5 protein-coding genes are annotated in these 12183 nt (G+C 36.3%); 2 read left to right on the top strand and 3 right to left on the bottom strand.

What is annotated here, in order from left to right; genetic code table 11:
* Positions 1 to 9: 9 nt before the first annotated feature.
* The gene (locus tag ACL9RH_RS14430; RefSeq protein ID WP_422694065.1) at positions 10 to 1464 is read left to right on the top strand and encodes a SusD/RagB family nutrient-binding outer membrane lipoprotein; all 1455 of its coding nucleotides are present in this window, start codon (positions 10 to 12) and stop codon (positions 1462 to 1464) included.
* A 138-nt stretch (positions 1465 to 1602) separates the two neighbouring features.
* Complete coding sequence (gene argS, locus ACL9RH_RS14425; RefSeq protein ID WP_422694064.1) at positions 1603 to 3687, top strand: arginine--tRNA ligase; 2085 nt, start codon at positions 1603 to 1605, stop codon at positions 3685 to 3687.
* Positions 3688 to 3734: 47 nt separating this feature from the next.
* Here argS and ACL9RH_RS14420 read toward each other — a convergent pair whose 3' ends face one another.
* The 3 genes from ACL9RH_RS14420 to ACL9RH_RS14410 are packed head-to-tail and all read right to left on the bottom strand — an operon-like array spanning position 3735 to position 12050.
* Positions 3735 to 4694, bottom strand: coding sequence for a YihY/virulence factor BrkB family protein (locus tag ACL9RH_RS14420; RefSeq protein WP_422694063.1), 960 nt, complete (start codon positions 4692 to 4694; stop codon positions 3735 to 3737).
* Position 4695: 1 nt separating this feature from the next.
* Positions 4696 to 7023, bottom strand: a complete 2328-nt coding sequence (locus ACL9RH_RS14415) for a BamA/TamA family outer membrane protein (protein WP_422694062.1) — start codon at positions 7021 to 7023, stop codon at positions 4696 to 4698.
* Positions 7023 to 12050, bottom strand: a complete 5028-nt coding sequence (locus ACL9RH_RS14410; protein WP_422694061.1) for a translocation/assembly module TamB domain-containing protein — start codon at positions 12048 to 12050, stop codon at positions 7023 to 7025. The genes ACL9RH_RS14415 and ACL9RH_RS14410 overlap by 1 nt, the downstream gene beginning before the upstream one ends.
* Positions 12051 to 12183: the final 133 nt, after the last annotated feature.

Raw genomic sequence — 12183 nt, 5'->3', positions numbered from 1 at the left:
TTGTAAAACATGGAAAACATCATAAAAAAGCTTTTTTTAAGTGTAAGTTTACTGACTCTGGTATTCTCGATCACATCGTGCGAAAGAGATATGACCAGTTTGAATGAAGACCCTAAACACCCCAACATTTTAAAGTCTGGAAATTTATTAGCGAGTGGGCAGTATGAGAACTTTTATAATATATATACGGGAAGTGTAAACTCTAATAACTTTAGATTTTTTATCCAACAATGGACAGAAACAATTTATACCGATGAGACAAATTACAACCTGGTAACAAGAAATCAGCCTAGAACGTATTTTACCGCAATGTATGTGAGAGTACTGAATAGCTTTCATCAGGCTCAGAAAAATTTACCCGCTGAACAAACTGTGGATGAAGAGAATTCTGATATAGATGTTTATAATAATAAATGGGCTATTTTAGAGCTTTCATCAATATTTGTTTGGGAAAATATTGTAGATACTTATGGTGATGTACCTTATTCTGAAGCATTACAGGTAGAAACCAATAAGTCGCCAAAATATGACGATGCTAAAACGATATATCTTGATCTATTAAAAAGAATTGATGTGGCTATTGCAAAAATCAAAGTTGGAAAAAGTAGCTACGGAACTTACGATTTGGTATATAAAGGAGATATGTCAAAATGGTTAAAATTAGCTAATTCTCTAAAATTAAGATTAGCGATTAATTTGGCTGATGCCGATGCAGCCACTTCAAAAGCAGCTGCAGAAAGTGCAATCGCATCAGGAGTATTCACATCTAATACAGATTCATACATCCTTGTTTTTGATGGAGGAACATTTACAAACCCTTTATTTGATGATCTGGTAGCATCAGGAAGAAACGATTTTGTGCCATCCGATATTTTAGTGAATAGAATGAATACAACTTCTGACCCAAGAAGAGCATTTTATTTTACTCCTTTAGATGATGGTACTTATAAAGGAGGAATTTATGGAGTTAAAAACTCTTTTAGTAAATATTCACATGTAAATCCTACTTACACAAAGGCCAATGCGCCTGCAAACCTTTTAAGCTATTCTGAAGTATTATTCTTACAAGCTGAAGCAGCATCAAGAGGGTATAATGCCGGTGGTACAGCAACAGGATTATTTAGCGACGCAATTAAAGCCTCTATGAGAGAAAATGGCGTGGCAGAAACTGATATTACAACGTATGTTGCAGCTAATCCATTAAACACAGCTAATTGGAAGCAATCAATAGGAAACGAAGCTTGGGTTGCTCTATGGAATAATCCTTTTGGTGCCTGGAATTTTGTAAGAAGATTAGACACTCCTGTATTGCCAACTCCTGCGGGATCATTAGTAGGTGGAGTACCTGTAAGAATGCCATATTCTGACCGAGAATATGATGTTAACAAAACTAATGTTACAGCAGCAGCTAATAATATCGGTGGAGATAAGGCCACTACAAAACTTTTCTGGGACAAATTTTAATCAAAACTTATTTAACATTCATATTACACCGCCTTCGGGCGGTTTTTTTATTTCCGTATATTTGTAACTTCAAAATTCTGAGATAAGATCCTTCACCGTAGTGTTTTGTCTCTGAATAGTAAAATTGAACGTAAGAAAATGAATATTAAAGATATTATAGAAGAAAAACTTTCAGAGGTTATTTTAAATGTATATCAGTTAAAAGACATCAAACTGGAAGTTCAGGAAAATAAAACGGAATTTGAAGGCGACTTTACCATTGTTACCTTTCCGTTGGTGAAACAGTTAAAGAAAAACCCGGAAAGTATCGGGGTAGAATTAGGGGAAGCATTCACTGCACAGACAGAGTTGCTGGAAAGCTTTAATGTGGTTAAAGGATTTCTTAATGTTAAAGTTAAGAATCAGTTTTTTGTGGATAACTTCAGATCTGTACAAAGAAACTTTGAAGTGATAGAAAAGAAAGGTCAGACGGTAATGGTAGAATATTCTTCACCGAATACCAATAAACCTTTGCATTTAGGACATATCAGAAATAACTTATTAGGATTCTCTGTTGCGCAGATTTTAAAAGAAGCGGGGTATGATGTGATCAAAACACAGATTATCAACGATAGAGGAATTCACATCTGTAAGTCGATGTTGGCATGGGAGAAATTCGGGAAAGGAGAAACTCCTGAAACCACTCATACGAAAGGAGATAAGTTTGTAGGAAATTACTATGTTGAGTTTGATAAAGAACTAAAGAGACAGGTTAATATTATTTATCAGGATTTTAGAAATAATAACTTTACCACTTTCGATACCAATAAGAAGGAAGAGGTTGCTAGCCTAAATGAGAAAATTAACCTTCTTGAAACAAAAAAGAAAGAATCTCTTGAGAATGTAGATTATAGTGAGATTTCAGATCTTCATTATCAATTTGAAGTTCAATTAGAGACGGTCTCAGATAATGATTTACTTATATCTTCTGTGCCAGGTTTAGCACTAAAGTCTGCAAAAGAAGAAGATTTGGAGCTGATCAAAAAGCAGACCCTTATATTTAATACGATTTTTAAAGATGTTTTAGAGATTGAAGGTAAGCTTGAAGCTGAAAAATCTAACCTTAAAGAGATCTGCAAACCTTCCACTGAAATAATGAAGGAGGCTCAGAAAATGCTTTTGGATTGGGAAAATGGAGATGAAAAAGTAAGAAATCTTTGGGCAGAAATGAACTCGTGGGTATACAAAGGTTTCAATGAGACATACAAAAAATTGGGGGTTGATTTTGATCAGGTTCAATACGAAAGTAATACCTACATTTTAGGAAAAGACCTTATTCAGGCAGGTTTGGAAAAAGGAGTTCTATATCAGAAAGAAGACGGATCCGTATGGTGCGATCTTACCGATGAAGGGCTTGATCAGAAATTGCTACTACGTTCAGACGGTACTTCCGTATATATGACTCAGGATTTGGGAACAGCAGTTGAGCGTTTTAAGCAGAATGATATTCAAAAGCTGATTTATACTGTTGGAAACGAACAGGATTACCATTTCCAAGTTTTATTTAAAATCATGAAGAAATTAGGTTATGAATGGGCGGATCAATTGTATCACCTTTCTTACGGAATGGTAGAACTTCCTGAAGGAAAAATGAAGTCCCGTGAAGGAACCGTTGTGGATGCTGATGATTTGATGAAGGAGATGTATGAAACAGCAAAATCTAAAGCTCAGGAATTAGGTAAACTGGAAACACTTTCTGATGAAGAAAAAGAAGCTTCTTACGAAACAGTAGGATTAGGGGCTTTGAAATATTTCATGCTGAAAGTAGATCCAAAGAAAAAAATGCTTTTCAACCCTGCTGAAAGTATCGACTTCAACGGAAATACAGGACCGTTTATCCAGTATACTTATGCCCGTATCCAGTCTCTATTGTCAAAAGCAGGAGCTGTACAGACAGAAACGGCTGATATTACCCTAAACCCGTCTGAAAAAGAACTGACGATGCAGTTGACGAATTTTAAGACAGTAGTGGCAAAATCTGCTGAAACACTAAGCCCTGCTTTAGTCGCAAATTATGTATATGACCTTGTAAAAGCATACAACTCATTCTATCAGAATAACCCGATTCTGAATCATGAAGATGAAAGCGTAAAACAATTCCGTTTAACTATTTCAGACCTTACCGCAAAGACGATCAAAAAATCGTTGGAACTTCTGGGAATAGGAATCGTAAACAGAATGTAAAATATAAAACCTCTTGAATTTTCAAGAGGTTTTTTTGTATAAATATTTTAATTATTTGTAGAAGGTGAATCTTTATCTTGGTTCGTTGCACTTATCTGCTTCAGGCTATCTGCATATAATTTAGCCGCACTCCATCGTGCATGCTTGGAAAGAGTTACTGGATATCCTTTTTTGTAAGTATATACTTTAGTGAACTTCGCTCCAAAGAAGATCAGCATACAGGAGTAATTAATCCACATCATGATTAAAATTACCGTTCCGGCAGCTCCAAAAGCTGAAGTAGGTTTTACTTGATTAAAATAAAGACTTAATAAAAATTTTCCGAGGGTAAATAACGCGGTTGTCAGGAAAGCTCCTCTCCATACCGATTTCCAGCTGATCAATACATCCGGAAGAACTTTAAACATCAAGGCAAACAAAAGCATGACAAGCCCAAAACCTATGGCAAAGTTGACAAGCTCAACCAACATATAGGTTTCAAACCCAAAATACTGAGTGATAATCTGATTAAAAAGGCTGATAAGCGATGATAAAATCATGGTGATCATCAATAAAAATCCGAGGATGAGAATCATTCCCAGAGAGTTGGCTCTATCCAGTAAAAATTTGAGAAGTGCCTTTTTAGGAGCTGCTTCCACATCCCAAAGTGCATTCAAAGAATGTTGAAGCTGAAAGAATAGAGTAGTAGAACCGTAAACAAGCGAGCCTACTCCCACTGCCTTCATAAAAACATTCTTTTTGTCGATGAGAGCACCAGCCAGCATTCCTTCAATACTTTTGGCAACATCTGCACCCATAATTCCACTGATTTGAGAACTGATTTGCCCTCTGATGGCTTCTTCTCCAAAGAAATTTCCCAATACCCAGATAATAATGATCAACAATCCCGGGATAGAAAATATAGCATAATAGGCAAGACTTGCTGAGTCTTTTGACGCAGAAGAATTGTTCCATTCCGTAAAGGTATCTTTTAGAACTTCCCAGAAAAATTTAGCATTTTTAATCATATTAAAAAGGATATCCGATGGCAATATTTAATACAAGATTATCTTTTCTCCAGCTCGAGTCTCCGAAATTAATTTTATCAAAGGCCCATCTGCTCCCTTTTTCATAATAAGGAACACGTAATGGCATGGCCAGATCCAGTCGTAAAATCAGGATAGAAAAATCCAGTCTCAGACCTACTCCGGCTCCTACTGCAATTTCATTTAAAAAGTCTTTTGAAAATTTAGCGCCCGGCCTCTGAGGATCATCATGAAGGAGCCATATATTTCCAGCATCTACAAAAACTGCTGCGTTTAAAAACTTATAAAGATTAGCACGGTATTCGGCATTTAATTCCAGTTTTATATCTCCGGATTGATCAAAATAAGCGCCTTGTTCAATTGTTCTAGGATCAAAACTTCCAGGTCCCAGTGTTCTTGCTCGGAAAGCTCTGATACTGTTACTTCCTCCAGAGAAAAACTGCTTGGAGAAAGGAATGAATTCTGAGTTTCCATACGGATAGGCAATACCTCCGATAAATCTCGTTGCAAGCGATGATTTCTCTGTAAATTTATGATAGAATCTGACATCATTTTCAATCTTAGCATACTGACTGAAAGCGATTCCAAAAATATCTTTTTCTTTACCTTGTTTTACATTAGCTCCTGTAAGCAGGCCTGTAAGATTTCCCGCCAGATCGAGGGTTCCTTTATAATAAAAAGTATTCGTTTTCGGCTGCATTGTATTGGTATACGTGTAGGAGTAAGTAGGACCGAAAATAAGCTGTTTGGCTACAATTCTCTGCATGGCAGGATTATTTTCAGATATTCTCTTGTATTCATCAGTAACCTTTGCCGGAGAAACTAAGGTGATATCAATCACTTTCAGTTCATGTTCTTTCCTTATGTTTTCTTTCCATATATATCCAAAGGAGCCGGTGAAATTATTAAGGGTATAATATTGTGTTCTGTTCTGGAATTCATATCCCAAATTGATATTCGTTCTTGGTACAAACGCACTGGAAGAATTAAAACGGAATGGTGCTACAATTCTCGGGATTGAAAGTTGTACATTGGCCCCTGCACGGAACATATTATTGGCATTTTCTGGGCCACCCATCTGAAAATCAAAAGCACCAAAAATTGCGGCTTTAAACTGCTCTGCCCCCCGGAAGAAATTTCGGTGAGTCCAGTTGAGGTTAAGTTCACTTCCTGCGTAATTGGCAGAGTTTGTTCTCCCCAACGCTTCCAGACGAAGTGACTGAATCTGTCTTGGTGTTAATAAATAGTAGGCATCAAATTTATGGTTTAGAGAATCAGACGTGATAAATTCATTTTTTACAAATTTGAAAACGCCAAGGCTGATCAATCTGTTTAAAGTAAGATTGTGATTGGATCGGTTGTAAAGATCCCCTTTTTTGAAATAAAGTGCCCGGTCAAAAATTTTCGGTTTGAATTTATGTTGTGGATCTATGACATAAATATCATCAAAAGTATATTTGGAAAGAGAATCTTTATCCATAGGGATTGTGTACTTTCCGTCTCTTACATCTTGAATATTGTAGTTGGGAAATACAACCACCTTGTCAATACTGAATTGCTGGGTAGAAAGATCAGGAGTATCATCCTTCAGTTTTACGTTGAGTTCAACTTTATGATTTTTGCTCACCGTACTGTCTGCCTGTACAATAATATTATCAGAGTGGAAGTAATAGAAACCTCTTTCTTTTAAACGACTGTCTATTCTTTCACGTTCAGCTTTAATGACATCCAGATCAAAAGGCTGTCCGTTTTTAAGCAGTGTTCTTGCTGTCAGATTTTGAATTTCCTTATTGATCAATGTAGAATCTTTCTGGAATTTTACTCCATCAATAAGATATCTGGAACCGGGCCTTAACGTGTAAACAACTTTCGCTTTCTTGTTCTTTGAAACTGTATCATAAGTTGCTCTGGCATTAAAGTATCCTTTGTTTTCAGAATAATTCTCAATAATATCTTTATTGAATTCACGATCTACATCTCCTAGTAATACCGGTTTTTCACCTACTTTATATTTCAGCCAGTAATTGAATCCTTTATCTTTTTTAGGCTCTTTGGCAATATTATAAAAATACAGCTTGGGACGCATTCCTAAAAATGTAGAATTGGGTTTTGGGGTGAGATTGGCTTCCAGAGCAGACTGAAGATCTTTTTTCTCTTTTTTGGAAATTGTATCGTTTTCAATCTTCACTTCAGCACCGGTGTAAAGCATCTGGCCTTCTTTCAGGAATCTTGTATTGCTACAGGAAACCACAGCAGAGGCCAACCCGAAGGCCAATAGATATTTACAATATGTAGGGAATATTTTACTCATTATTTAAATTCTACCACTTGATTGTTTTGATTCTTTTTGGTTTTCTTTTCTTTAGATTTTTGGAAGATTTCCCGGAATTTATCATAGTCCAATGTAATGATAAACCCAACTCCGGTTTCTATGATCTGCCCTTGGAGAGCCACCTGATATTCATCTTTACGATAAGCTCGAAGCATATATCTTCCATCCTTAGAAAGGCTATAGTCTACAGAAACATTACCTGCAATATTGGTCATGTTTTCATTTTGGCGGGCTTCTCCTTCTAGACCGAAATTACTTCCTACCGTTACTTTCAGCCTGTCATTCAATAATTTTTTACTGATATCCACATTCAGATCGGTTCTTGTATTTTTCTGCCCTGTGGAATAATCTTCTGTAGAATCCAGACCGAAGTTCAGGTCAACTCCTTTTATGAGATCGGAAGCAAGATTATTCAACTGCTGAGAAAGAATTTTACTCACACTTTGTCTCGCCATGGTTTCAGCAGACATTCCGACAGCACTTTCAAAAGGATTTTCTCCGATAAAACGATTAAGAAGCAGTAATGCAAACACCTGTTTGTTCAATTCAGATTCCTGATTTCTAAGCTGGGCAAGCTTTGCATTCACATCATCTGTAATGGTAGATGAAACAGAATTGTTTTTTTCATCGGTAGTGATATCAAAGGTAAGCTGTGGTTTCAAAAGCTCACCTTTCATCTTTAATAAGGTATTGAAAGGAATTTTTTGTTTGTATTGGTTCATCTGAGAAGATGTTTTTCCACTCATCTGCTGTTCTAAAAGATCAATAGGCGGAGCTTCCGTTTTATAAACAGCGGTAATATCCATCTGAGCCATGGTAGGTTCCCCGGTCCAGGTAATGGTACTTCCTTTCTGAATGTCGAATTTACGTTTCAGTAAACTTACCGAAAGATCATAGCTTCCTTTTTCTACTTCGTATACTCCTACAAGAGTTGTTTTTCCGGAAGGATCAATACCTCCCGTAAGTTCAGCTTCACCCTGAAGTTTTACGAAATCACCATTCACTTTATCGATAATAATAGAAAGTTTAGCTTCCTTACTCACTTCAATGTTTACACTTACATCCATTCCTTTGATGCGGCTTTGTGCGTTCAGTGAGTCTGCTTTAATGGTTTTATTCAAAACAACCTGATCCTGATCAACAAATTCCACAATACCATCTCTTTCCTGTAGTGAAGGATTAGATTGTGGCAGTACAAAAGTGAAATCTGTATTATCGGCAACGCTTAACCTGCCGTCTACTTTTGGCAGATCAAGATTTCCACGGATGTGCAGACCGGCATCAATAGCCAGAACACCGTACATCATGGCATCATTTGATTTCTCAGAATTAACGACTTTAAAATCTTTAGCATTTACATTAAGATTGAAAGCGAAATCTCTGTACGTTTGTGTAAGCACCTGCCCATCAATAATAAGAGCATTTCCGTCTTTATCGTTGATCTTAAATTTATTGAATTCAATACCTCGGTTTGTAAAATCTATTTCATCATTCAGTTTTCTGAAATCACTTCCTGTTTTGGCAATTTCCAACCCTGCATCATTGAATTTTACTTTTCCGGCAATATTCGGCTGAGTTGTGGTTCCTGTGATTTTCAGATTTCCGGAAAGGTAACCTTCTGTATTGGTGATAGCATTCATAGAGAAACCTTGAATGCTCTTCATTTGAAGTTGGTTAATCGCCATATTCATGTCGAAACTGCTGGAAGAAGTATTGTAATCTCCCAGAATTTTTACATCATTATTATTTCCTGAAAGAGCAATATCAGCGTTTAAAACGTTCGGTGAAGAATTGTTCACTTTTACGGCCAGATTTCCAACAGGACTTCCGTAGACAATCAGGTTAGAAATATTTAAATCTGAGGTAAATGTCATTTTTTTCATAACATCCCTTAGCTGTGCTGTTCCGTTGATGGTTCCTCTTGCCAGAACAGTATCCTTTTTGATAAGCTCTGTAATAGTTTCTATTTTAAAATCTTTCAACGAAATATTCAAAGGACTTGTTGGGCTGCTGCTTTCAGACTGGATGGCAATTTCACTTCCTGCATTAGACAGGATGAAATTTTCTGCCAGAATTCCTTTATTACTGATTTGTATTTTATTGTTTTCAGCAACATTCCAATCTGAGTAGTTCAGTTTTAAGCCATTAGGTTTCAGAGATATTTCTGTAATATCATTCAAAGACTTTGCATTCCCTGCAATAAGGAATTGGGTCGCATCTTTTTCGTCCTTAGTGATGATATTATAATTGATTGTATTATCCGCTACATCCCCATCAATACTTATTTTATTTAGTGAAAGGCTGGAGCTTTTTAAGGCGGCTACATTCAGGCTATACTGCAGAGCCTGGTTTTCATTGGTAACTTTTAAAGCTCCTTTTTCAATGGTATTTTCTCCATACAGCAATTGCGGAATCTGTCCGTCGATTTCAATTTTTTGAGAATCCGCATCATAGTTTCCGGTTACATTGATGGTTTCAAAACTTTTCAGATCGGGAACAAATTTTCTGATCAGATCATCATTCTTAATTTTTGCAACAAAGGTGAAATGCTGTCCAGGATCAATTTTTTGCGTTTTATCGGGCTTTTGGAATTGATAATACTGATTGATCGTTTTCGTTAAAGCTCCGAAAATCTGAGTAAGTTTATATTTCCCTTTCAGTTCAACATCCGCAATTTGTGAATTGAAAATAATTTGCGTAGAATCTGCTGTGGAAGACGCTTTAAGATTAACTTCCTGTACCGGATACACTTCTTTGGTATCCGAAAATGCGAAATCTTTTAGATTTAAATATCCATTCAGGTTATTAGGATCAAGACTGGCGAAATCACCATCAATTTTTCCTGCAATGATCATTGGTTTCTCATAGAAGCCAAGTTTGTTGACATCCAGTTTGATCACTTCACCATTAATTTTTACCGTAGGATTTTTCTCATCATATACTCCGGAAGCAGTCAGTTGTAAATCCGCATTCGGATCTTTTGAATTGAGAATCACATGATAAGCCCCTTTATTGATCTTACCGGTCAGATTCATATTTTGATAGCGGTATCCTTTGTAAACCGCAGAAGCTACATGTCCTTTTAAGTCAGCATTGGCATTTTTGAAATCAAAACTTTCTCCTTTTACGGCTATTTGGGCAGTAATAGGGCCAATATCTTTATTTTGAATCATTTTTCCTACCTGTATGCCCTGTAGATTTGCTTTTACATCATATAATTCGTGATTTTTTCTCCGCATGTCAACCTGTGCTACAACAGCGGCATTTCCGAGAGTAGAGTAAAGGTTCAGGTCTGCATTTACTACTTTGGAAGTTCCTTTTGCATTTCCTTTTATACTGAAATGAGAAGGAAGAGCAATATTGGACGGGATGGTATTTTTAGGAACAAGGTTAAAAACTGTTTTGGCATTGGACGAAAATTCCCCAATTCTCAGATCGTAATAAAGCTGAGAAGGATTCATCGCATTTTTGATTTTTCCGGATGCTGAAACTCTCAGTTGATCCAGTCCGGAAACTTTAAGATCCTGAATGAAAAGATCATTGACACTTCCTTTTACGTTAGCATTTACATTGAGGATCGCATTCGGATATTTATTGAACGGAACCGTATTTCTTAAAGTAGGGACAAGGTTTAAAATATCAGAAAATCCAATTTTAGAATCTTTTATATTGGCCGAAATTTTTACCGCACCTGGGTTGGAAGTAAGTTCGTTGATTGAGTTATAATTTAAAATAACCTCATCACGCAGCAATGTTTTTGGTGTCTGAAGATATAGACTCTTCAGATAAGCTTCTTTTTCTGCATACACAAAATCGGTATTGAATTTCTGAATATCCAGACCTCTTGATTCCTGAATTTCAGCGGAATTCACAGTTCCTGCGAAAGTATTGTTCTCCATTTTGAAACTTCTGACTTCCACATTCATTTTTGAAAAATTCAGGTGGTTGAAATCCATCCCTTTTTGAGTTGGGACAATGGCTGTGTTGTTGTAAGTTGCTTTTACATCGTTAAGAACCAGTTTTCCTAAAAGCACTTTCATCGCCTTATCTTTATCAGACGCTTTTGAAACTTCCGGTTCATTGGATTTTTTTGGATTGGCATTCTGAGCAGGAAGGTAAAGATTGGCATTGATATTTGCACCGGAAAGGAATACATTAGCAATATCGTACGCATTGTTTTCGAGATCAAGCTTGTTCACTTTTGTACTGAGCTCTTTGAAGAGAACTTTTGCAAATGTTTTAGTATTATCATCTCCGTAGTTGATGTCAAAATTGGTAAGCTTGATTCCTCTTAGACCGATATTCATCGGTTTCTTTTTATTTAGAGAATCTACCTTTTTTTCTACTTTTTTGGAAACTTCTTCCAGAAGCCCCTGTTTTAAATTTAATCGTAATCCGTCGAGATTAATATCGTTGACAGCATAGCTGTTTTTGTTAAGATCAAAAGTTTTGACTCTGGTATCGAATGATTTAAAATAGATGTTGATATCATTCTTAGACTGCTGATCGTTGAAGATGACTCCAACATCTTTTAGATTGATTTTGTCAAGAGAAATAATAAAGGGTTTGGATGGACTTTCTTCCTTATCGTTGCTGGCAAAAGCATCCATAATATAATCAAAATTGAACTTACCGTCCGGTTTTCTGATGACATGGGCACGGGTTCCTTCCATTTCTACCGAGGTAATATCTGCCGTAGAATTGAGGAGCTTGAGCATATGAAGACCTACATCAAGTTTTTTGACTGCCAGAAGGGTATCTACATCCTGCCCTTTAAGGTAAAGATTTTCCATAACAAGGCTATTGGGAAATCCGATGTAGACTCTTTCGAGGCTTACTTTGGTTTTGATTTTTTTCTCAAGATAGACAATAAGTTTGTCTTTGATAAAGTTTTGAACAGCTGGAAGTCTTAGGCTTAGGATCAACAGGGTAAGAAAAACCAATATTGAAATAAAGGTTATTACAATACGCCTTAGAAGTTTTGTGGTGTTGATTTTCAGTTTCAAATGCGATATGGTTTGTAACAAAGATAATAATACTATTTTATTTAGCCTTTGTTATGGTACCTTTTTGCAAATGCAAAAATCCTGCCTTGGCTGCCTTTTTATGGAATTTTAGTGTGTAGTTGTCAAGTGAATA

Origin of the sequence: Chryseobacterium sp. Mn2064 (assembly GCF_049319685.1) — a bacterium.
Lineage (GTDB): Bacteria > Bacteroidota > Bacteroidia > Flavobacteriales > Weeksellaceae > Chryseobacterium.
This window is presented reverse-complemented; position numbering and strand designations above follow the sequence as displayed.

Excerpts from the sequence above, each read along its gene's own strand:
- ACL9RH_RS14430 (WP_422694065.1), top strand. The coding sequence starts at position 10 with ATGGAAAACATCATAAAAAAGCTTTTTTTAAGTGTAAGTTTACTGACT.
- argS (WP_422694064.1), top strand. The coding sequence starts at position 1,603 with ATGAATATTAAAGATATTATAGAAGAAAAACTTTCAGAGGTTATTTTA.
- ACL9RH_RS14420 (WP_422694063.1), bottom strand. The coding sequence starts at position 4,694 with ATGATTAAAAATGCTAAATTTTTCTGGGAAGTTCTAAAAGATACCTTT.
- ACL9RH_RS14415 (WP_422694062.1), bottom strand. The coding sequence starts at position 7,023 with ATGAGTAAAATATTCCCTACATATTGTAAATATCTATTGGCCTTCGGG.